This window comes from Achromobacter deleyi, from assembly GCF_902859705.1.
In the GTDB taxonomy this organism is placed as follows: Bacteria; Pseudomonadota; Gammaproteobacteria; order Burkholderiales; family Burkholderiaceae_B; genus Achromobacter; species Achromobacter deleyi.
This window is the reverse complement of record NZ_CADIJO010000002.1, coordinates 102,873-123,695: the sequence shown is the minus strand read 5'-3', so window position 1 is coordinate 123,695 and position 20,823 is coordinate 102,873. Positions and strand designations below refer to the sequence as shown.

Below are 20,823 nucleotides of genomic sequence, written 5' to 3'. Positions count from 1 at the left end.
CGGGCCCTCAACGAAACGCCGTACTCCCTACCGGAGGTAGACATGCTTGCCCCGACCCTGACCCGCGCCATTCTGGCGGCGGCTGCCTTGCTGACGCTGATTCCCGCCACCCATGCCGCCGAGCTGCGCTCCGCGGACATCCATCCCGACGATTACCCCACCGTGCAGGCCGTGCGCCAATTCGGCGAACTGGTCAAGCAACGCACCAATGGCCGCATCACCGTCAAGGTATACGCAGGCGGCGCGCTGGGCAACGAAGACGATTCGATCGAACAAGTGAAGATGGGCGCGCTGGCCATGGCGCGCGTCTCCAGCGCCGCCATGCACAACATCTGCCAGACCACGCGGGTGCCGTCGCTGCCGTTCCTGTTCCGCTCCAAGGACCACCTGCACAAGGTGCTGGACAGCGACATCGGCGAGCAGATCCTGCGGTCGTGCGAGTCGGCCGGCTTCGTAGGCTTGGCCTGGTACGACAGCGGCTCGCGCTCGATGTACACGCGCAACAAGCCGATCAAGACGCTGGCCGATGCCAAGGGCATGAAGATCCGCGTGCAGCAGTCGGACCTGTCGGTCGCCATGGTGGAAGCGATGGGCGGCAATGCCACGCCAATGCCGATGGGCGAGGTCTATACCTCGCTCAAGACCGGGCTGGTGGATGCAGCCGAAAACAACTACCCCAGCTACGAAAGCGCGCACCACTACGAGGTGGCCAAGTACTACGCGATGACCGACCACACCATGACGCCCGAGATGCTGATCTTCTCGAAGCGGCAATGGGACAAGCTGTCGGCCGACGACCAGAAGATCCTGCGCGAGGCCGCGCGCGAATCGGTGCCCTACATGCGCAAGCTGTGGGACGAGCGCGAACAGAAATCCCGCGCCGTGGTCGAGAAGGCCGGCTCGCAGATCGTCGAGGTCGACAAGGCCTCGTTCCAGGCGGCGATGAAGCCGGTCTATGACCGCTACGTCACCACGCCCGACATGAAAGACCTGGTCGCCAAGATCCAGGCCGTCCAGTAAGGGAACATCATGTTGGCTACCTCCACGAATGACCCGGATGTCGCGGCGGGGGGCCGGGCGCATGCCCTGGCTGCCCCGCTGGACGCCTACACCCGCGGCTGCGCCCGGCTGGCGCGCCTGTGCATGTGGACCAGCGTATTCGGGCTGGTCTGCCTGATCGTCGCCGTGTCGCTGCAGATCTTCGGCCGCCACGTCCTGAACAGCACCCCCACATGGGCCGAAAGCCTGGCCTTGCTGCTGGTGCTGTACGTCACCATGCTGGGCGCGGCGGTCGGCGTGCGCGATGCCGGCCACATCGGCTTCGAATCGCTGGTGGACGCGCTGCCCGCGGCCGGCCAGCGGCGCCTGAAGATATTCATCCACCTGCTGGTGCTGCTGTTCGGGGTGCTGATGGCCTGGAATTGCGCCCTGCTCGCCGAGTCCGTCTGGCCCTACAAGATTCCCAACCTGGGCATCTCCAACGGCTGGAAATACATCCCCGCGGCCCTGTCCGGCACGTTGATCGCGCTCTTTTCCATCGAGCACGTCATCGCCCTGCTGCGCAACCAGAAGGTGGTACCGGCATGGCGCTGACCCTACTCTCATTCACCTTCATGGGGTTCCTGGTGATCGGCGTGCCGGTGGCCTTCGCCATCGGCCTGTCGTCCATCACGGCCATCATGTACGAAGACCTGCCGCTGGCGGTCGCCTTCCAGCAGATGACCTCGGGCATGAACGCGTTCTCGTTCCTGGCCATCCCGTTCTTCATCTTCACCGGCGAACTGATGCTGTACGGCGGCATCGCCGACCGCATCGTGGCCTTCGCCAAATCGCTGGTGGGGCACGTGCGCGGCGGCCTGGGCATGTCCAACGTGGTGGCGTGCACCCTCTTTGGCGGCGTGTCGGGATCGCCGGTGGCAGACGTCTCGGCGATGGGCTCGGTGATGATCCCCATGATGAAGCGCGAGGGCTACCACGCCGACTACGCCGTCAACGTCACGACCCACGCGGCGCTGGTCGGCGCGCTGATGCCCACCAGCCACAACATCATCATCTATACGCTGGCGGCGGGCGGCAAGGTATCGATTGCCGCCCTGATCGCCGCAGGCGTCATCCCCGCGCTGATCCTGACGCTGTGCAACCTGGCCGCGGCCTACTTCGTGGCGCGCAGCCGCGGCTACCCGGCAGGCACGTTTCCGGGCTGGACCATCGTCGGGCGCTCGCTGGTCGCCGCAACGCCGGGCCTGTTCGTGGTGGTGCTGATCATCGCGGGCATCCTGAGCGGCGTGTTCACCGCGACGGAATCGGCGGCGGTGGCGGTGCTGTATGCGCTGGCGCTGACCATCTTCGTCTATCGCTCGCTGACCTGGGACCAGTTCGTGCGCGCCGCCAGCAAGGCGGTCAAGACGACGGGGGTGGTGTTGCTGCTGATCGGCATTTCAGCCACCTTCGGCTACCTGATCAGCTTCTACGGCGTGGCCGAAAAGACCGGCGAACTGATGGCGTCCGTGTCCACCAGCCCCTGGGCCATCTTCCTGATGGTCAACGTCATCCTGTTCGTGCTCGGCACCTTCCTGGACATGGCCGCCACCATCCTGATCTGCACGCCGATCTTCCTGCCGATCTGCATGCAGTACGGGATGGGGCCGGTGCAGTTTGGCATCGTGATGCTGCTGAACTGCGCCCTGGGGCTGAACACGCCGCCGGTCGGCACCACCCAGTTCGTGGGCTGCGCCATCGGCGGCGTTTCGGTGGGCACGGTGATGCGGACGATCTGGCCGTTCTACGGGGCGCTGATCGCGGCCCTGGGGCTGGTGACCTATGTGCCCGCGTTCTCGCTATGGCTGCCCGGCGTGCTGCTCAACTGAACCGTCGCCACCGGGGACGGTCCGCCAGCGCTCCGTCCCCGCAGCACCGGCCAGAAGAACAGCGCGGCCAGCAGCCACATCAAGGCCGCGGACCAGAGCGTCTGGCTCAGGAAGTGCGCGCCCTGCAGGATGCGCACGACCGAAAACGCCACCCCGGCGATGATCCCTATCGCCAACCCGCCCCAGCGCCAGTTCGGCCGGCCCGCGGCCCAGCCGGCGAAGTACAGGGCCAGCATGGAATAACCGGCGCCGGCATGGCCGCTGGGCAAGGCGCCGCCGGCCTTGGTGCGGTCCCAGGTCCACCAGGACGCCGGATACGGCGTGTAGCCGCCCAGCGTGTCCAGGTCGTAGGGCCGCGGCAAGGTGGTGTAGTGCTTGAGCTGGTTGACCAGCAATTGCCCCACCAGGCAGGTCAGGGCAATCGCCAGGGCCGGACCGCGCAGGGGCCGCCAGGCGGGAATGCGGTAGCTGGCGGCGGCCACCGCCACCGCGGCCAGGGCTATGCCGATGGGCAGGGCCAGCACCATGCGGTGCCCGACCAGTTCCAGCCATCGGTTGGTATGCAGGGGAAAGTCGTCCAATGCCGGGCTGAACAGCGCCCGCCCGATCGCCAGGTCCAGCCCGGAGGCGTTCGCCCACCAGGCCAGGCAGGCCAGGATCAGGGTCACGCCCATGACGTGCGTGAAGAAATAGGCGACTGGCGTCGGCCGAGCGGCCGCGGGCAGGGATAACGGGGACATGTAGGAGGTAGTGCGGTGGCGGTCGGCCGGAGCGGACAGCTTAGGCGTGCGATAGTCGAAAATTCGTCAAATTCGCACGCCTTGTTCACGCCGTCCGTTCAGGCCGTGACAGTGGCCGCGTCCAACCGCAGCGTGAAGCGCGTACCGCGCTGCTCGCCCTCGCGAGAGGAATCCACCGTCAGCGTCCAGCCCTGCATGTCGCAGACCCGCTTGGCGATCGCCAGCCCCAGCCCGCGCGCGGTTTCGTCGCGCCCGGCCATGCCGGAATCGCGCATCCGGCCGCTGTAATACCGGCGGAACAGGAACGGCAGGTCGTCGGCCGCGATGCCCTTGCCGTCGTCGCTGAGCAGCAAGGCGCCGTCGGCGTCCAGGCTGGCCGTCAGGGTGGCCGGTGCAGCATGCTCGACGGCATTGCGCACCAGGTTGCGCAGCACGGTCAGCAGCGCATAGCGGTCCAGAATGCGGATGTGGTCAGGCTCGATGCGATTGTCAAAGCGCAGTTCGGCCAGGCCGGCCTGCGTTTCATAGCCCCGCCAGGCATCCAGCATGCATTCGCCCAGGTCGACCGGTTCGGGCGGACGCATCTGGTCGCGGGCCATGGCGCGCGCGCTTTCCAGGCAGACGATGACGTCGTCGACGTTATCCACCACCCGCGTCAGCCGCTGGCGCTGGTCGGCGGTCAATTCCTGCGTCAGCAGCATCAGTTCGCTATCGGACCGGATGGCCGCGAGCGGGGTACGGACCTCGTGGCTGAGATTGCCGGCGAATTCGCGCTCGCGCGCGATCGACCGGTCGACCTGGTTCTGCACCCGGTTGAAGGCCTCGATCAGTCGGCCCGCCTCGTCGTCGCGGGTCACGGCCAGGTCGGGCGCCCCCGGCGCCCAGGTCGACAATCGGTCGGTCAGGTCCAGCAACGGCCCCACCGCCACCGCCGCCACTCGTCGCGACAAGGCGTAAGCGCCCACCACGCAGATCGCCCCCACCCCCAGCACGATCAGGCCGAAATCATGCACCCGCTCTTCGTTGTCGGTCGCGTCGTACAGCAGGTACACCTTGCCGGTGCCGGTTTCGGCCACCATCACGTGCCAGGTGTAGGCGCCGGGTTCGATCAGGTGCAGGCCGTTGTCCAGCCCGCGGATTTCTTCAGGCATGCCGATGGGCGGCTGGCCGTCGACGCTGAGCCAGGCACGCATGGACCCGCCCAGCTCGCGGGCGCCGCGGCGCGGCAGGAACTGGTCGCTGGTGCGCGCGTGCTGCACCAGGCGGTCCATTTCGGTGTTGAGGATGTCGTTGACCAGATCGTCTTCCATCTGGTCGAACGTCAGGTAGGCCAGCAGCGCCAGCGCCGTGACGAACAGCGCCACGGTGCCCGTCAGCGCCCACACCACGCGTTGGGTCAGGGTGCCGGCCCCGGTCGAGGGCCGATTCATGCGGCCGCTCCGCTCGCCACCAGCCGCCAGCCGGTGCCGTGCAGCGTTTCGATGCCATCGAAGCCGGCATCGGCCAGTGCCAGGCGCAGCAGGTGAACCTGGCTGCGCAAAGCATCGGAAGACGGCGGCTCGCTGCCCCACAGCTGCGCTTCGAGTTCTTCGCGCGACACTACCCGGCCCGGATCGCGCAGCAGCGCTTCAAGAATGATGGTCGCCTTGCGCGTCAGGTGCACCGGCTTGCCGGCGATGGACACCATGCGGCTGCGCGTGTCGTATTGCAGGTCGCCGAACACCCGCACCGTGTCCACGGTGGAACCCTTGGCGCGCTGGATCAGGGCCAGCAGGCGGGCTTCGACTTCCAGCAGCGCGAACGGCTTGGTCAGGTAATCGTCGGCGCCATGCGAAAAGCCCGCCAGCTTGTCTTCAAGGCTGTCGCGCGCGGTCAGCACCAGCACCGGCAGCGGCAAGCGTTTCTCGTTGCGCAGCGCATGCAGCACCGCGTTGCCGTCCATGCCCGGCAGGCCGATATCCAGGATCATCGCGTCGAAACGCTGCTCGTCCAGGCGCTTGAGCGCGGCCGGACCGCTGTAGGCCACGTCCGGCAGGAACTTGCGCGCTTCCAGGAACGTGTACAGATTGCCGGCGATGATGTGATCGTCTTCGACGATCAGGATCCGTTGGTTCGCCCCCGCTGCGGAACTGGCCGCCATATTTGCATTCCCCATGGAAAGAAAGGTTGAGCGCCCCGCCTCAGGCTTGCAGCACCTTGCCGGGATTCATCAGGCCTTGCGGGTCGAGCGCGCGCTTGATGCGGCGCATCAGCGCCAGCTCGACCGGACTCTTGTAGCGCGGCAGCTCGTCGCGCTTGAGCTGGCCAACGCCATGCTCGGCGCTGATCGAGCCCGCGTGGGCATGCACGCTGTCGTGCACCACGCCATAGACGTCGCTTTGCAGCGCCAGCAGTTCGGCTTCGGTCTGGCCCGGCGCATTGGCTACGTTGTAATGCAAGTTGCCATCGCCCAGATGGCCGAAGATCACGTGCCGCACCCCCGGAAAACGCGCCTGCAGCAGCGCATTGGTCTTGTGCACGAAACCGGCGATGGCCGATATGGGAATCGACACATCGTGCTTGACGGACTTGCCCAGCTCGGCCTCGGCCAGCGGAATGCTTTCGCGCAGGTGCCACAACGCCTTGCTCTGCGCCACATTGGCGGCAATGGCGGCATCGTTCACCAGGCCGACCTCGATGGCCTCGCCCAGCACCGTTTCAAAGCGCTCGCGCGCATGGGTCTCGCTTTCGCTGTCGGACAGTTCCAGCAGCGCGAACCAGGGCGATGCGGCGGATTCACCGTCAAATGGCAGGCGCTGTTGCGGAAACAGCCGCACCACCGCTTGCAGGCAATCGCCGCTCATCAGTTCGAAGCCGGTCAGCGCGGCGCCAAAGCCGGCGCGGGCGCGTGACAGCAGTTCCACCGCGTTGTCGATGCTGTCCAGCGTGAGCAGCGCCGTACACGAGGCCACCGGCCGCGGAAACAGCTTGAGCGTGGCCGCGGTGATGATGCCCAGCGTGCCCTCGCTGCCGATGTACAGGTCGCGCAGGTCGTAGCCGGTGTTGTCCTTGCGCAGGCCACGCAGGCCGTCCCAGATCTCGCCTTCGGCGGTCACGACTTCCAGCCCCAGGGTCAGGTCGCGCGTGTTGCCGTAGCGCAGCACTTGCGTGCCGCCGGCATTGGTGGCCAGGTTGCCGCCGATGGTGCAGCTGCCTTCGGCCGCAAGACTCAGCGGGAACAGCCGGCCCGCGTTGGCCGCGGCCTCTTGCACCGCTTGCAGGATGCAGCCGGCTTCTACCGTGATGGTGTCGTTGTCGGTATCCAGCGCGCGCACCCGGGTCAGGCGGGCGGTGGACAGCACCACGGCGCTGCCGGAATCGTCGGGCGTGGCGCCGCCGCACAGACCGGTGTTGCCGCCTTGCGGCACCACCGGCACGCCGTGGCGGGCGCACAGCTTGATGGCGTCGGCCACTTCCTGGGTGGATCCCGGGCGGATCACCGCCAGCGCCGCGCCCCGATAGCGCCGGCGCCAGTCGAGCACGTAGGAATCGGCGTCCGCGCCGGTCAGCACATGGGACGCGCCCAGAAGGGACTGCAAATCGCTCAGCAAATTCATAGGCGCCGCACAGGAAATCGCGCCGGGCCGCGCCCGGGCGCTGTTCAAGGGATATGCGGCCTATTGTAGAGGCAGCGGCGCCTGGCCTGCCCCCTAGCCGACGGCCTGATCCAGCCGGGTGCCCGTCAGGCCCGTGCAGTAGGCCCTTGAGGCGATGCGGTTCATCAGGAAAGCCCGGTCCACACCGGCCGGGCCGGGCATCTCGGACAGCGCACGGTACGCACGCCTCAGGGCCTCGCCGCGCGTGGCGCCGCACACCAGCAGGCGGGTGCAGGGCTTGCGGCGCTCGGCGCAGCCGTCAATGCGCACTTCCAGCGCATGCGCGGCGACCGGTTCGAAATCGGCCACGGCCGCGCCCGAACGAGGCTGCGATTCGGCGCAGATCACGCGAAAGACGCCGCTGCGGTCGTCCAGCGAAAAGGCCACGGTGCCCATGCCTTGCCAGGCGAGGTCCCGCGCCACGCTGGCCGCAATGGCGCGCAGCGCGCTTTCAATGGAGGCGGGCAGGTGCGGCGCCGGACATTCGGCGATCAGCACGCGGGCATCGCGCCAGACGCAGCGCTCCCAGGCCCGGCCGGTCGCCAGCTCGCCCTCGGGCGATACGAATACGTGGATGTCGAGCCGGCGCTCCCGCCCGGCGGCGGGGCCGGCGAAGTCCGTGGGCGGCCCCCGCCTGCGCCTGGCGCCGCCCGATGACATGACTGTGGATACTTTGGCTCCCATGGCCCCTCCGGTCTTTCTGCTTGCATGGCAAGCGTATCACCTTCGGATGACGGGCAAGTTCCGTCGCCACGCAAGGCCCTTGACGCCCTACGGCGCCCGCCGGATGATGCGCCCCGCCCCAATGGGGGATAATCCTGGTTTTCGCCCCGTCCTGCCGGCCCGTCCGGCCTAGGGGTTAACCAGCAGAGCCTCCCCGGTTTCCCCGGCAGCGCCTGCCAGCTGCATGCCAGTATCGTTACTAGAATAAGGAACCGTCGTGGCCGACAACACGCAATTTCCCGCCTCGGTATTCAAGGCCTATGACATCCGCGGCACCGTCCCGGATCTGATCGATGCCCGCTTCGCCCGCTCGCTGGGCGTGGCGCTGGCCGCGCTTGCGCAAGCGCAAGGTATCCAGACGCTGGTGGTGGGCCGCGACGGCCGCCTGAGCAGCGAAATGCTGTCGCAGGCGCTGCAGGAAGGCATGCTGGAAGGCGGGGTCGACACCCTGGACGTCGGCCAGGTCCCCACGCCGCTGGTGTACTTCGCCGCGAACACCATGCAGACCGGCTCGGGCGTCGCCATCACCGGCAGCCACAATCCGCCCAAGTACAACGGCTTCAAGATGATGATGGGCGGACGCGCCCTGTACGGCGAAGACGTGCAGGCGCTGGCCCGCGTCATGAATGGCGCCCCGGCCGCCCCGGCCGCACGTCCCGGCGTGCGCCGCGAGCTGGACCTGGTCGCGTCCTACATTGCGCGCGTGGCCTCGGGCATCAAGCTGGCCCGCCCCATGAAGATCGCCATCGATTGCGGCAACGGCGTGGCCGGCGCCATCGCGCCGCAGCTGTTCCGGGCCCTGGGCTGCGACGTCACCGAACTGTTCTGCGACGTCGACGGCACGTTCCCCAATCACCACCCCGATCCGGCCGAACCCAAGAACCTGCAGGACCTGATCCATTGCCTGGCCACCACCGACTGCGAGCTGGGCCTGGCTTTCGACGGCGACGGCGACCGCCTGGGCGTGGTGACCAAATCGGGCCAGATCATCTGGCCGGACCGCCAACTGGTGCTGTTCGCCCGCGACGTGCTCGAGCGCAATCCCGGCGCCACCATCATCTATGACGTCAAGTGCAGCCGGCACGTGGGCCTGTCGGTGCAGGCCGCGGGCGGCGAACCGCTGATGTGGAAGACCGGCCACTCGCTGGTCAAGGCCAAGCTGGCCGAAACCGGGGCGCCGCTGGCCGGCGAAATGAGCGGGCATATCTTCTTCAAGGAACGCTGGTACGGCTTTGACGACGGCCTGTATACCGGTGCCCGCCTGCTCGAGATCGTGTCGCGCTTTGCCGATGCGTGCGCGCCGCTGGAAGCCTTGCCGCAAGACGTTTCCACGCCCGAACTGAAACTGGAAATGGAAGAAGGCCAGCCTTTCGCGCTGGTGCAGGCCCTGCAAGAGCAAGGCCAGTTTCCGGGCGCTGTGCGCGTTGTCACCATCGACGGCGTGCGGGCGGAATATGCCGACGGCTTTGGCCTGGCGCGTCCGTCCAACACCACGCCCGTCGTGGTCCTGCGCTTCGAAGCGCAGACCGCCGAGGCGCTGGCCCGCATCCAGGGCGATTTCCGCCGCGAACTGGCTAAACTCGCCCCCGACGCAACTTTGCCTTTCTAGACTGACCATGTCACTGTCCGACAGTCCCGCATGGCAGCAGTTCACCGCCGCTGCCAAACACGCCAACCTGGACGGCGAGCACCTTCGCCTGATCAACGCTCCCGGTCTGCGCCTGGACCTGAGCGCGCAGGCGCATTCGCCCGAGCTGGCGCAAGCCGCTACGGCCCTGCTGACCCAGCAAGGCTTTGATGCGGCGCGGGCCCAACTGTTCGACGGCGGCAACGCCAACTGGACCGAGCAGCGTCCCGCCTGGCACACTGCCCTGCGCGCCTCCCAGCCGCCGGCCCTGGTCGCCAGCGCCGTGCTGGCCGAACGCGAGCGCGTGCGCCAATTCGTGCGCGAGGCCGACGCCGCCAAGCGCTACAGCTGCGTGCTGCACCTGGGCATCGGCGGCAGTGACTGGGGCCCCCGCCTGGTGACGCGCGCCCTGCGCTACGGCGCCGCGCGGCGCGAAGTGCGGTTCGCTTCCAACGTCGACTCGCACTCCGTCGCCGACGCCATGAGCCGGCTCGACCCGCACAACACGCTGGTCATCGTCGCGTCCAAATCCTTCACCACCACCGAGCCGCTGGCCAACGCCGAAGTCGCCATGAACTGGCTGCGCGATGCCGGTGTGGCCGACCCGATCAAGCAGGTCGTGGCCATCACCGCCAACGTCGAAGCGGCGCTCAACCTGGGCATCTCGCCCGACCACATCTTCCAGATCTGGGACTGGGTGGGCGGCCGCTATTCGCTGTGGTCGGCCATCGGCCTGCCCGTGGCGCTGGCCCTGGGCAACGATGCCTTCGACCAGCTCCTGGCCGGCGCAGCCGCCATGGACGACCACTTCCGTCATGCCCCCTTTGCCGAGAACGCACCCCTGCAGCTGGCGTTGGCCGGTGTCGTCAACCGCAGCGTGCTGGGCTACGACTCGCTGGTCATTTCGCCGTATGACTCGCGGCTGTACCACATCGTGCCGTGGGCGCAGCAGCTGGAAATGGAATCCCTGGGCAAGGTCGCCACGGCCGATGGCAGCCCGGCCGGCGTTCCGACCGGGCCGGCAGTGTGGGGCATGTCGGGCACCGACTGCCAGCACACTTTCTTCCAGTGGCTGCACCAGGAGACCACCGGCGCGCCGGTCGATTTCATCCTGTGCGAACAGCCCGACCACGACTACGCGCGCCACCACGAACTGCTGTTCGCCAACTGCCTGGCCCAGCGCGCGGCGCTGCTGCGCGGCAAATCGTTCGACGATGCGCTGGCCGAAACCTCGCAGACGGAAAAAGATCCGGCCAAGGCGCGCGTGCTGGCGCAGCACAAGGTGCACCCGGGCGGGCGGCCGTCTTCGCTGATCGTGCTGCCCCGCCTCGAGGCCTATACGCTGGGCGCCCTGCTGGCGCTGTACGAGCACAAGGTCTTCACGCAGGGCGTGATCTGGGGCATCAACCCCTTTGACCAGTGGGGCGTGGAATTCGGCAAGGCGCTGGCCAAGAACATCATCCGCGAGCTGGACGCCCCCGCTTCGCAGGCCGCCCCCCAGGACCCCTCCACCCGCTTCTGGATCGACGCCATCTCGCGCCGCCACTGACGCCGGCCCTGGCGGGCAACCCTATGGACAGCACGGAATGACGGGCCAATAATGGCCCGTCGTCCTTTCCGGAGCGTCCCATGCCTTTGCCAGTCCGCAGCACCTCCCGGTTACTCGCCGCCCTGGCGCTGACCGCCGCCGCAGTCAGTGCCCAGGCGCAAACCGCCCCGGGCATGGTCGCCGCCGCCAATCCGCTGGCCGCCGCCGCGGGCCTGGATGCCCTGAAACGCGGTGGCAGCGTGGTCGACGCGGCCATCGCCGTGCAGATGGTGCTGACCGTGGTCGAGCCGCAATCCTCGGGCTTGGGCGGCGGTTCGCTCATGCTGGTGTGGGACCAGGGCAACGCCACCCTGTCGGCGCTGGATGGCCTGGCCGCGGCGCCGGCGCGAACCACCGCCAGCCTGCGCACCGACGTCAACGGCGACACGCTGCCCCTGAAAGACGTGGCGCGCTTTGGCCGCCCGGTGGGCGTGCCCGGCACCGTGCGTGTCATGGCGCTGGCCCACCAGCGCTACGGCAAGCTGCCCTGGGCCAGCCTGTTCCAGGCCGGCATCCACAGCGCCGAAGACGGCTTCCCGATGTCGCCCTACCTGCACGACAGCCTGCAGCGCCTGCCGCAACTGGCCGAGAACCCCGCCATTCGCGGCGTGTTCTACGATGCCCAGGGGCAATTGCTGCCAGTCGGCGCCACGGTACGCAACCCGCTGCTGGCCGATGCGCTGCGCAAGGTCGCGGCCGACCCCGAAGCCATCAACCAGGGTGCGCTCACCGCCGATATCCTGGCCGTGACCGGCGCCGGCAAGTATCCCAGCCTGATCCAGGCCCAGGACCTGGCCGCCTATCGCCCGGCCGAACGCACGCCGATCTGCGGCCCGTTCCTGTCCTGGAAGGTCTGCACCTTTCCGCCCCCCAGCTTTGGCGGCGTCTCGGTCTTGCAGCAACTGGGCATGCTGTCGCAGCGCCGCATCGACACGCTGGCGCCCGGCTCGACCGCGGCCGACCATCTGCTCATCGATACGGCTCGTATCGCCCGCGCCGACCGGCTGGCCTACATAGGCGACCCCGATCAAGTGAAGGCGCCCGTGCGCCAACTGATCTCGCCTGCCTATGTCGATCAGCGCGCCGCCCTGCTGTCCGGCAAGGCGATCGTGCATCCGCGTCCCGGCGTATTCGCGGGCGTGCCGGCGCCGGCCGGCGCCGAAGCCCCCGGCACCACCGAGACCAGCCAGGTCGCCATCGTCGATGCCCATGGCAACGCCTTGTCCATGACCACCACCATCAACCTGAACTTCGGTTCCTGGCTGATGCCGCATGGCTTCTTCCTGAACAACGCCCTGACCAACTTCTCATCAAGCCACGGCAAGGATGCGCCCAACGCCATGGCGCCCAACAAGCGCCCGGTCACGTCGATGGCGCCCACCATGGTATTCGACCGCGACGGCAAGCTGGTGCTGGTCACGGGGTCGGCCGGCGGCGGCTACATCGTCGACTACATCGCACAGGCCGTGGTGGGCACGCTGGCCTGGGGCCTGCGCCCGGCCGACGCGTTGGCGCTGCCGCACGTTGCGGGCAACACCGGCCGCAGCCAGGTCGAAAAAGACCGCGTGCCGCTCGAATCGGCGGCACAGCTGGCCGCCCAGGGCCACAAGGTCGAGCAGGTCGAAATGAAAAGCGGCGCCGCCGCGATCCGCGTGACGCCGCAAGGGCTGGATGGCGCGGCAGACCCGCGCCGCGACGGCGCTGCGCTGGGCGGCTAGGGCCAGGGCCTGGCGGCGCCCGACGGCGCCGCACGCAGGCCCGTGGGTGCGCTACGCGCTGAGCGTGTCGTACAGGTCCACATGGATTCGGGCGACGCGTTCGATGTTGAACTCGCGCTCGGCCAAGGCCCTGCCGGCCGCCCCCATGGCCTGCCGCAATGCCGGATCGCCGGCCAGGCGGGCGATGGCATCGGCCAGCGCCTGCGGGTCGCGCACCGGCACGAGCAGTCCCGTCTTGTCCGGATCGATCGCATCGCGGCAACCGGGCACATCGGTGGTCACCACGGCGCGTCCGCAAGCGGCGGCCTCGATCAGCGATTTGGGCAGGCCCTCGCGATACGACGGCAGCACCGCGATGTGCGAGGCCGCATACAGCTGCGGCACATCCGAACGCTCGCCCAGCGCCTCGACACAACCCTCGCGTTGCCAGGCATCCACCTCGGCCTGGGTGGCCGATGCCGGATTGCCAGCGTCCACGCCGCCCACCAGGCGCATCGTCACCGGCACGCCGCGCTCGCGCAGCAGTCTGGCGGCCTGCACGAATTCCTGCACACCCTTGTCGCGCAGCAGCCGCGCCACCATGGTCGCCACCACGGGCGGGGTAGCAGGTTCGGGCTGCGCCCGGTAGTCGTTCAGGTCCACCCCGGCGCCACGGATCAGCACCACCTGTTCGTCACGCACCGCCCCCAGCGACTTGAGCATGTCGCGGTCGCTGGCGTTCTGGAAAATCACGCGGCTGTTGGAGTGCCCCAGCGCGATGCGGTACAGCCGCGCCACCACGGCGCGCACCAGCCGCATCTTGAGCGAATTGGACAGGAACACGAACCCCAGCCCGGAGATCGCCGCCACCATGCCCGGCACACGTGCCAGCCGTGCGGCGATGCCGCCATACAGGACCGGCTTGATGGTCACCAGGTGCACCACCTGCGGCCGCAAGCGGCGGAACAGGCGCAGCAGCGCCATCAGCGTGCCCAGTTCCTGCAACGGATGCTTGCCGCTGCGCGTCATGGGAATGGCGTGATGCGTCATGCCCAGCGCCTGGATATCCGCCACAGCGGGGCCATCCATCGTGGCCACGTGCACGTCGTAGCCGGCGCGCTGCGCGGCCAGCGCCAGCGGCACCCGATGCGACATGAAGAACGCGGGGTTGTTGACGACGAACAGCAAACGACGGGCGGCGCTCATGCCGGCGCTCCGGAAATGCGGCGCCAGACCGCGATATAGCTTTGCACCATGCGCGCCAGGTCGAAGTTTTCCAGCACCCGGGCGCGTCCGGCCTCGCCCGCACGCCCCTGGCCGCGTGAAGCCACTTCACGCAGGCCGGTTTCGATGCCGCGCGCCAGTGCCTCGGGCTGCTCGGGCGGCACCACCACGCCGGTCTCGCCGATGATGTAGGCGGCGTCGCCCACATCCGTCGCCACGCAATAGATGCCGCAGGCCATGGCCTCGGCCACCACGTTGGGAAAGCCCTCGGCGCAGCTGGACAGCACATGCAGGTCCAGCCCGTTCATCACGGCGGGTACGTCGTCGCTGGGGCCGGCCAGCACCAGTCGGTCGCGTAGATTCAGCTTGTCGACCAGCGCCATCAAGTCCGGGTTGTCCGCCGTCATGCCACGCCCCACCAGCACGCAGCGCAGGCCGGCATCGCGGCCATCGCGCACCAGCGCGGCCACGGCACGCAGCAGGTTGGCATGGTCTTTCAGCGGGTCCCAGCGGGCCACGCAGCCGATCACCGGCACGTCGCCCGCCAGGCCCCATTGGGCCCGCACGCGTTCGCGCGCTGCCGGGTCCGGCGCGTAGCGCGACAGGTCATAGCCATTGGAGATCACCACCATGCGATCGCGCCGGTAGCCCTTGGCGGCATGGCGTTCGGCGGCATTCTGCGCGGCGCAGACGATGGCGCGCGGCAAGATACCCGACAGCGCCGCGCACGCGCGCAACACCATGCGTGCCGAACGGCTGCTGCGCTCGAGATGCGCGCCAGAATTGCGGATGCCCCAGGCAATCGCGCGCACGCCGGCCAGGCGGGCCGCCACGCCGCCGATCAGGTCGGCGTGGTACATCCAGGTCTGCACGGCCTGCGGCTTCGTTTGCGCGATCAGCCGGCGCAACGCCATGAAGCCGCCCAGCGTGATGCGGCCGCGCGGCATGCCCAGCGTATGCACGGCAACGCCCGCCGCACGCAACCGTTCGCCGTACACACCGTCATCGGTCAACGACACCACCACGTGTTCGACGGCCTGATCCGGATACGTGGCCAGGCGCCACAGCACGGATTCCGCACCGCCCTGCCCCAGGCCGGTGATCACATGCAGGACGCGCAATGCGGCTTGGCTCATCGCCCTTCCCTTACAGCTTCGAACAACTCATCCCATTCCGACAGCACGCTGGCCAGCGCGTAGCGCTGGCGCACGGCGGCTGCGGCGCGCACGCCCATCTGCTGGCGCAGCGCCGGATCGCTCAGCAGGCGCCGCAGCGCCTCGCGAAGCGCGTCGCGGTCGCCGGCAGGCACCAGCAGGGCGTCCTGGCCGTCGCGGGTCATTTCGCGCGGGCCGCTGGGGCAATCGAATGCGGCGCAGGGCAGGCCCAGCGCCATGGATTCCAGCAACACATTGGGAAAGCCTTCCACCAGCGAACTCAGCACGAAGGCCTGGCCACGAGCCAGTTCGTCCCAGGGCGTTTCGGTACGGCCCGGCAGTTCGACGCGCGATTGCAGGCCCAGTTGCGCCACCTGCTGCTCGAGCGCGCCGCGCTCGGGGCCTTCGCCCCAGATGCGCAGGTTCCAGTCGGGGAAATCCGGCGCCAGCTGCGCGAACACATCGATCAACAGATCGAACTGCTTGTCGGTCACCAGGCGCCCCATCGCCAGGAGCGTGCGCGGTGAACCGTCATCCGTCTGCGTCACCAGCGGCGCATCCAGCAGCGGCGCGGGCAAGGGGTTGGGAATCACGGCCAGGCGCTTGATGCCCGGCACCTGGCGCGAGAACGGGCCGGCCGTGTCGGCCGCCTGCACCGTCACCATGTCGGCGCGCGGATACAGCAGGCGACGCAACCGGCGCCACACCGTGCCCGTGGTGGTTTCGGCCACCGGATTGGTACGCTCGCAGACGATCAGCGGCGCGCGCAACCCGCGCGTGGCCAGGATGGCGGCAACGTTGACGTTGGTCAGAAAAGACACCACCACATCCGGCCTGGAGTCGCGGATATGCCGGCGCAGCGCCAACAGGCGCCGGAATGCGGCCAACGGACCCGACACCCGGGTGCCCGCCAGGTCTGCCAGCCATTCCAGCTTGACCTTGTCCGACAACGGGTAGAAGCAGGTCCCCTTGGACGAGTAGGTCGGCGTCAGGGTGACATCGTCTCCGCGTTCGGCCCAGGCGTTGACCAGCGTGGCGGCCACGCGCTCGGCGCCCCCGGCGTGCATGGAACTGACCAGCATCAGTATCTTCATTCGTCAGCGACTCCCAAACGTTCCTCCTTGCTCACCGCCTGAGCGGTAGCGGTCCAACCAGGCCTGCATCATCAGCACGCCCCACAGATGGCTATCCCAATTGCGATGGCCGGACACATGCTCGCGCCACTTGCGCAGGATGGGTTCCGGCTCGAACCAGCCTTCCTGGCGCAGGCGCGCCGGGTCCAGCAGGGCCTCGGCCCAATCGCGCAGCGGACCGCGCAGCCAGGCGGCCAGCGGCACGGCAAAGCCGCGCTTGGGGCGGTCCACCAGCGCCTGCGGCACGTGGCGGTACAGCACCTGGCGCAGCAGCCACTTGCCGGTGGCACCGCGCACCTTGTACTGGTGCGGCAGGCTCCAGGCGAATTCGTAGACCCGGTGATCGATCAGCGGCACGCGCGTCTCGAGGCTGACCGCCATCGCGGCGCGGTCCACCTTGACCAGGATGTCGTCCGGCAGATACGTGATCGTGTCCAGCTTCATCATGGACTCGAAGGTCGAACCGCGCATCGCCTGCGCGAACTCGGAGACCGGTTCGACGCCGCCCTTGACCACGCGAGCCGGATCGGACCAGTACGACACGAACAGGCGATAGAAATCGCCGCGCGTATCGGCGCGCAGCAGCTCGCCCAGCTTGCCGACCTTGCCGCGCCAGGCGCCCCGGCCCGGCAGATGGGTCGACGCGCTGAGCAGCGCGCCCGCGGGCGTGCGCAGCAGCGAAGGAATCCGCTCGAACTTCTGCCACCAGTTGTTGACGCGGAAATAGCGCGAATAGCCGCCGAACAATTCGTCGCCGCCGTCTCCCGACAGGGCCACGGTCACGTGCTGGCGCGCCATGCGCGTCACCAGCGACGTCGGAATCTGCGACGAATCGGCGAACGGTTCGTCATACATGTCGGCCAGCCCCGGCACCACGGCCAGCGCATCGTCGGCGGTGACATACAGTTCGGTGTGGTCGGTGCCCAGGTGCATGGCCACGGCTTTGGCGTGCTGCGCCTCGTCGTAGCCCTTTTCGTGAAAGCCGATGGCAAAGGTGCGCACCGGCTGCGAGCTCTGCGCCTGCATCAGCGACACGATGGTCGACGAGTCGATGCCGCCCGACAGGAACGCACCGAGGCTGACGTCCGACAGCATCTGGCCGCCCACGGCCTTGGACAGCACGCCTTCCAGCGCATCGGTCGCTTCGGCATCGGACCCGAACGACAAGCGCGATTGCGCCGCGGCGTCAGCGGCTTCCCGCGCAGACCAGTACACGCGCGGTTCCGGCATGCGGCGGCTGCGGGTATCGTCGGCGGTAAACTCGATCCAGGTGCCCGGCGGCAGCTTGGCGATGCCCTCGTAAATGGATTGCGGCGCCGGAATGTAGTTGTGCCGCATGAACGAGGCCAACGCATTGCGGTTCAGGTCGCGGCCGAATCCCGGGATCGGCATCAGACCCTTGAGCTCGGAGGCGAACACCAGTTCGGCGCCGGAATAACCGTAGTACAGCGGCTTTTCACCCATGCGGTCGCGCGCCAGCATCAGCTTGCGCGAGGCCCGGTCCCACAGCGCGATGGCGAACATGCCCACCGACGCCTGCAAGGTGGCCTCAATGCCCAGGGCGGTAAAGCCCGCCAGCAGCGTCTCGGTATCCGAGTGGCCGCGCCAGGCCGGCGCCAGGCCGGACTGTTCCAGCTGCTGGCGCATGTCCAGGTGGTTGTAGACCTCGCCGTTGAACACCATGACGTAGCGGCCGCAGGCGGACACCATCGGCTGGTGGCCGGCCTCGGTCAGGTCCTGGATCGCCAGGCGCACATGCGCCAGCGCCAGCTCGGCGCCCGTGTCTTCCCAGAAGCCGTTGCTGTCCGGCCCGCGGTGGCGGATGCGGCGGCAGCTTTCCGCCAGCACTTGCGCCTTATCGCCCAGGGGGCCCCAAATTCCGACAATTCCACACATGATCTAGGTTCTCGTGGTCACCGCAGCAACGGCGTGGCGCGTGGCCTATCGGCCCGATCCACGCACGCCGTCAAAAAGTTCTTCCCATAGGCCCAGCACCCGCTCGGCCGAAAACCGCTCGCGCACGGCCGTGGCCGCCTGGGCCATGCGCTGGCGGCCCGCCTCGTCGGTCATGACCGCATCCAGCGCGCGGCAGAGCGCATCCACATCGCCATTGGGCCGCACCAGCACGCCGTCCACGCCTTCGCGCACGATCTCGCGCGGGCCGGTGTCGCAATCGAACGCCACCGCGGCCAGGCCGCTGGCCATGGATTCGAGCAGCGTGTTGGACAGCCCCTCGAAACGCGAGGTCAGCACATACAGATCGGCGCTTTGATACCAGTCGCCCACGTTGCCAGCCCGCCCGGGCAAGCTGACGCGGTCTTGCAGGCCGGCGCCTTGCACTTGCGCTTCCAGCGCGCGCCGCTCGTCGCCTTCGCCCAGGATAACCAGATCCCAGTCCGGATGCGACGGCGCCAACCGGGCATAGGCCTGCACCAGCAGGTCAAAGCCCTTGTCCGCATGCAGCCGGCCCACGGCCAACAGGCGCTTGCGGCCATCGCCCGACCGTGGCGGGAGCATCGGCTCGCCCTTGGGCAGGGGCCAATGCACCGGATTGGGGATGACGGCCAGCCGCGACCCCGGCACGTGCTGCGCCAGCCAGTCGGCGGTGCCGCGCGTCAGGGCCACGACCCGCGCGGCGCGCGGGTACGTAAACCGGCGCAGGCGCTGCCAGAAACCGGACATGGCCTGCGACGGCGGATGGGTGTGTTCGGTGGCGATGACCCGCGTGGACAACCCGGTCGAGGCCAGCACGGACAGGACCGACGCCGTCGTCATCATGCCCAGCACGATATCGGGGCGAAACGCCTTGATCACGCGGCGCAGCGCGCGCACCCGCTGCACATTGCTCAGGATGCCGCGCAAGCCGCCGCCCTCGCCCGCCGTGTGCAGCACTTCGCGGCGCACCTTGGGATGCAGGGTGTAGACGTCGCCTTCGGTGCCGGCCTGCGTCACCACCATCACCTCGCGGCCCATGTCAGCCCAATGCGCGCTCAGGTCGGCGGCCACGCGTTCGGCGCCGCCGCCGTGCAGCGAATGGATGAACAGCAGCACGCGTTGCGCGCGGGCGGAGTCGGCTACGGGCATTCAGTCGGCCTCTTGGGGTTCAGCGCGGCGCAGGGCCACCACCAGGTAGCAGGCATAGGAAAGCAGGTACATCAGGCTGGTCGCCAGCATGATGCCGGCCGCGCCCATCTTGGGCGCCAGCACCACGTTCAGCCCCGCCTTCAGTGCAAAATTGCCCACCGCGATGGCGGACATGATGCGATAGCGGTTCTGGCTGGCCAGCAGCTGCACCAGGATCAGCACGCCGAAATAGAACGGCAATTGCAACAGGCCCCAGCGCAGCACGTGCGCCACGGCCTCGGTATTCTCGGCGGTGAAGGCGCCGCGCTGGAACAGCACCGACACGCCCCACGGCGCCAGCAGCCAACCCACGGCCACGGCGGCAGCGCCAGCCAGCACCATCAGCATCGACCATTTCAGCGCCATGGCACGCGCACGCGCCGTATCGCCCCGCGCCTGCACATCGGCCAGCACCGGCAAGGCCGCGCGGCCCACCGATACCGCGCCGATACCGAGCACCAGCGAAAGCAATCGGCTGGCGTAGCCCAGGGTGGCGTTGGCATTGGCGCCCAGGTTGGCGGCTGCGTATTGGTCCAGCGGGCCGACAAAACTCATGGCCACCTGGCCGATCAGCATCACGCCCGCGGCGCTCATCAGTTCGGGCCAGTGCGGCGACTGCCACGTCAACCGGGGCGAACCCCAGAAGCCGCCGTCGGCGCGCGCGGCCAGCCAGGCCAGCCACACAGTCTGGATCGCGTAGCCCACCAGCGTGCCCCACAGCAGCGGGCCGACGCCGTCGGCGCTGGCCGCCAGCATCACCCACGCCAACGTGGCGACCGCGGGCACACTGTCCAGCAAGGTATTGACGTGGCGTTCGTGCGACCGCAACCGCGCGGCGCTGATGCCGGCCACCAGCAACAGGGCCGAAACCGGCGCAAAGGCCACCAGCAGGTCGCCGGTCATGCCGCCGACGCGCGCGGACAGGCCCTGCCCCAGGCTGCTCAGCACATGCGGCCAGGCGAACCAGGTCAGGAGCGCCAGCGCGATGCCGGCGGCCGCTACCCAGCCCTGCAGTTCCCGGATGAATTGTTCCCGTTCGGCGTCCTCGGCGCGGCGCAGGCGCACCAGCACCGGAATCAGCACCACCGACAGCACGCCCACGATCGTGACCGGCAGCCAGGTGGCCATGGTCATCGTGAATTGGTAGGCGTCGACGGCGTCGCTGACGCCGTAGCGGTACGCCACCGCCATCTCCTTGATGGCGCCGGCGGCCTTGCCCAGCAGCAGGAACACCGCCACCCGGAACGCGCCTTTGAAGATGCGCTGGTGGTCCGGGTGGATGGTGCCGAGTTTTCGGATGAGTGCTTTCAAA

The 20,823-nt window shown here is 68.4% G+C and carries 17 protein-coding genes; 6 read left to right on the top strand and 11 right to left on the bottom strand.

Annotated features, from left to right (window positions below):
• The first annotated feature begins 42 nt into the window (after nt 1-42).
• The 3 genes from HV798_RS03055 to HV798_RS03045 are packed head-to-tail and all read left to right on the top strand — an operon-like array spanning nt 43 to nt 2,867.
• A complete protein-coding gene (locus tag HV798_RS03055) occupies nt 43-1,020 on the top strand; it encodes a TRAP transporter substrate-binding protein (protein WP_175191395.1) in 978 nt (325 codons plus the stop codon).
• Nucleotides 1,021-1,029: 9 nt separating this feature from the next.
• Nucleotides 1,030-1,593, top strand: coding sequence for a TRAP transporter small permease (locus HV798_RS03050; RefSeq protein WP_025139426.1), 564 nt, complete (start codon nt 1,030-1,032; stop codon nt 1,591-1,593).
• Nucleotides 1,584-2,867: a TRAP transporter large permease gene (locus HV798_RS03045; protein ID WP_175191396.1), complete on the top strand. Its 1,284-nt coding sequence runs from the start codon at nt 1,584-1,586 to the stop codon at nt 2,865-2,867. The genes HV798_RS03050 and HV798_RS03045 overlap by 10 nt, the downstream gene beginning before the upstream one ends.
• On the opposite strand, the gene HV798_RS03040 is transcribed toward HV798_RS03045, so the two are convergent.
• From HV798_RS03040 to HV798_RS03020, 5 genes are all read right to left on the bottom strand, one after another.
• Nucleotides 2,819-3,607: a phosphatase PAP2 family protein gene (locus tag HV798_RS03040; protein ID WP_175191397.1), complete on the bottom strand. Its 789-nt coding sequence runs from the start codon at nt 3,605-3,607 to the stop codon at nt 2,819-2,821. The genes HV798_RS03045 and HV798_RS03040 overlap by 49 nt on opposite strands.
• Nucleotides 3,608-3,705: 98 nt before the next feature.
• A complete protein-coding gene (locus tag HV798_RS03035; RefSeq protein ID WP_175216329.1) occupies nt 3,706-5,037 on the bottom strand; it encodes a sensor histidine kinase in 1,332 nt (443 codons plus the stop codon).
• The gene (locus HV798_RS03030; protein WP_175216328.1) at nt 5,034-5,747 is read right to left on the bottom strand and encodes a response regulator transcription factor; all 714 of its coding nucleotides are present in this window, start codon (nt 5,745-5,747) and stop codon (nt 5,034-5,036) included. Before HV798_RS03030 ends, HV798_RS03035 begins: the two co-directional genes overlap by 4 nt.
• A gap of 40 nt (nt 5,748-5,787) precedes the next feature.
• Nucleotides 5,788-7,203, bottom strand: coding sequence for an FAD-binding oxidoreductase (locus HV798_RS03025; RefSeq protein ID WP_175191399.1), 1,416 nt, complete (start codon nt 7,201-7,203; stop codon nt 5,788-5,790).
• A 93-nt stretch (nt 7,204-7,296) separates the two neighbouring features.
• Nucleotides 7,297-7,926 carry a BPTD_3102 family carboxylase-like protein gene (locus tag HV798_RS03020; protein WP_175191400.1) on the bottom strand — a complete coding sequence of 210 codons (630 nt, stop codon included), beginning with the start codon at nt 7,924-7,926 and terminating at the stop codon, nt 7,297-7,299.
• Nucleotides 7,927-8,182: 256 nt separating this feature from the next.
• Between HV798_RS03020 and HV798_RS03015 the strand changes: the two genes are divergently transcribed.
• From HV798_RS03015 to HV798_RS03005, 3 genes are all read left to right on the top strand, one after another.
• Nucleotides 8,183-9,574: a phosphomannomutase/phosphoglucomutase gene (locus tag HV798_RS03015; protein WP_025139419.1), complete on the top strand. Its 1,392-nt coding sequence runs from the start codon at nt 8,183-8,185 to the stop codon at nt 9,572-9,574.
• Between the two features lie 7 nt (nt 9,575-9,581).
• Nucleotides 9,582-11,141 (top strand): glucose-6-phosphate isomerase, encoded by a 1,560-nt coding sequence (gene pgi, locus HV798_RS03010; protein WP_175191401.1) that lies wholly within the window; start codon nt 9,582-9,584, stop codon nt 11,139-11,141.
• A gap of 80 nt (nt 11,142-11,221) precedes the next feature.
• Nucleotides 11,222-12,898, top strand: coding sequence for a gamma-glutamyltransferase family protein (locus HV798_RS03005; protein WP_246288553.1), 1,677 nt, complete (start codon nt 11,222-11,224; stop codon nt 12,896-12,898).
• A gap of 51 nt (nt 12,899-12,949) precedes the next feature.
• On the opposite strand, the gene HV798_RS03000 is transcribed toward HV798_RS03005, so the two are convergent.
• The 6 genes from HV798_RS03000 to murJ are packed head-to-tail and all read right to left on the bottom strand — an operon-like array spanning nt 12,950 to nt 20,822.
• Nucleotides 12,950-14,083 carry a glycosyltransferase family 4 protein gene (locus HV798_RS03000; protein WP_175191402.1) on the bottom strand — a complete coding sequence of 378 codons (1,134 nt, stop codon included), beginning with the start codon at nt 14,081-14,083 and terminating at the stop codon, nt 12,950-12,952.
• On the bottom strand, nt 14,080-15,237 hold the full coding sequence (locus HV798_RS02995; protein WP_175191403.1) for a glycosyltransferase family 4 protein: 1,158 nt from the start codon (nt 15,235-15,237) through the stop codon (nt 14,080-14,082). Before HV798_RS02995 ends, HV798_RS03000 begins: the two co-directional genes overlap by 4 nt.
• Nucleotides 15,234-16,349: a glycosyltransferase family 4 protein gene (locus HV798_RS02990; protein WP_175191404.1), complete on the bottom strand. Its 1,116-nt coding sequence runs from the start codon at nt 16,347-16,349 to the stop codon at nt 15,234-15,236. The genes HV798_RS02995 and HV798_RS02990 overlap by 4 nt, the downstream gene beginning before the upstream one ends.
• Nucleotides 16,350-16,352: 3 nt before the next feature.
• Nucleotides 16,353-18,284 carry an asparagine synthase (glutamine-hydrolyzing) gene (asnB, locus tag HV798_RS02985; RefSeq protein ID WP_025139413.1) on the bottom strand — a complete coding sequence of 644 codons (1,932 nt, stop codon included), beginning with the start codon at nt 18,282-18,284 and terminating at the stop codon, nt 16,353-16,355.
• A gap of 45 nt (nt 18,285-18,329) precedes the next feature.
• Complete coding sequence (locus HV798_RS02980) at nt 18,330-19,472, bottom strand: glycosyltransferase family 4 protein (protein WP_175191405.1); 1,143 nt, start codon at nt 19,470-19,472, stop codon at nt 18,330-18,332.
• Nucleotides 19,473-20,822, bottom strand: a complete 1,350-nt coding sequence (murJ, locus tag HV798_RS02975; protein WP_175191406.1) for a murein biosynthesis integral membrane protein MurJ — start codon at nt 20,820-20,822, stop codon at nt 19,473-19,475. It abuts the gene before it with no gap.
• Between the last annotated feature and the right edge of the window lies 1 nt (nt 20,823).

Excerpts from the sequence above, each read along its gene's own strand:
- pgi (WP_175191401.1), top strand. The coding sequence starts at position 9,582 with ATGTCACTGTCCGACAGTCCCGCATGGCAGCAGTTCACCGCCGCTGCC.
- HV798_RS02990 (WP_175191404.1), bottom strand. The coding sequence starts at position 16,349 with ATGAAGATACTGATGCTGGTCAGTTCCATGCACGCCGGGGGCGCCGAG.
- HV798_RS03000 (WP_175191402.1), bottom strand. The coding sequence starts at position 14,083 with ATGAGCGCCGCCCGTCGTTTGCTGTTCGTCGTCAACAACCCCGCGTTC.
- HV798_RS03040 (WP_175191397.1), bottom strand. The coding sequence starts at position 3,607 with ATGTCCCCGTTATCCCTGCCCGCGGCCGCTCGGCCGACGCCAGTCGCC.
- HV798_RS03030 (WP_175216328.1), bottom strand. The coding sequence starts at position 5,747 with ATGGCGGCCAGTTCCGCAGCGGGGGCGAACCAACGGATCCTGATCGTC.
- HV798_RS03055 (WP_175191395.1), top strand. The coding sequence starts at position 43 with ATGCTTGCCCCGACCCTGACCCGCGCCATTCTGGCGGCGGCTGCCTTG.
- HV798_RS03020 (WP_175191400.1), bottom strand. The coding sequence starts at position 7,926 with ATGGGAGCCAAAGTATCCACAGTCATGTCATCGGGCGGCGCCAGGCGC.
- HV798_RS03045 (WP_175191396.1), top strand. The coding sequence starts at position 1,584 with ATGGCGCTGACCCTACTCTCATTCACCTTCATGGGGTTCCTGGTGATC.
- HV798_RS03025 (WP_175191399.1), bottom strand. The coding sequence starts at position 7,203 with ATGAATTTGCTGAGCGATTTGCAGTCCCTTCTGGGCGCGTCCCATGTG.
- HV798_RS03035 (WP_175216329.1), bottom strand. The coding sequence starts at position 5,037 with ATGAATCGGCCCTCGACCGGGGCCGGCACCCTGACCCAACGCGTGGTG.
- asnB (WP_025139413.1), bottom strand. The coding sequence starts at position 18,284 with ATGTGTGGAATTGTCGGAATTTGGGGCCCCCTGGGCGATAAGGCGCAA.
- HV798_RS03050 (WP_025139426.1), top strand. The coding sequence starts at position 1,030 with ATGTTGGCTACCTCCACGAATGACCCGGATGTCGCGGCGGGGGGCCGG.
- HV798_RS02995 (WP_175191403.1), bottom strand. The coding sequence starts at position 15,237 with ATGAGCCAAGCCGCATTGCGCGTCCTGCATGTGATCACCGGCCTGGGG.
- HV798_RS02980 (WP_175191405.1), bottom strand. The coding sequence starts at position 19,472 with ATGCCCGTAGCCGACTCCGCCCGCGCGCAACGCGTGCTGCTGTTCATC.
- HV798_RS03005 (WP_246288553.1), top strand. The coding sequence starts at position 11,222 with ATGCCTTTGCCAGTCCGCAGCACCTCCCGGTTACTCGCCGCCCTGGCG.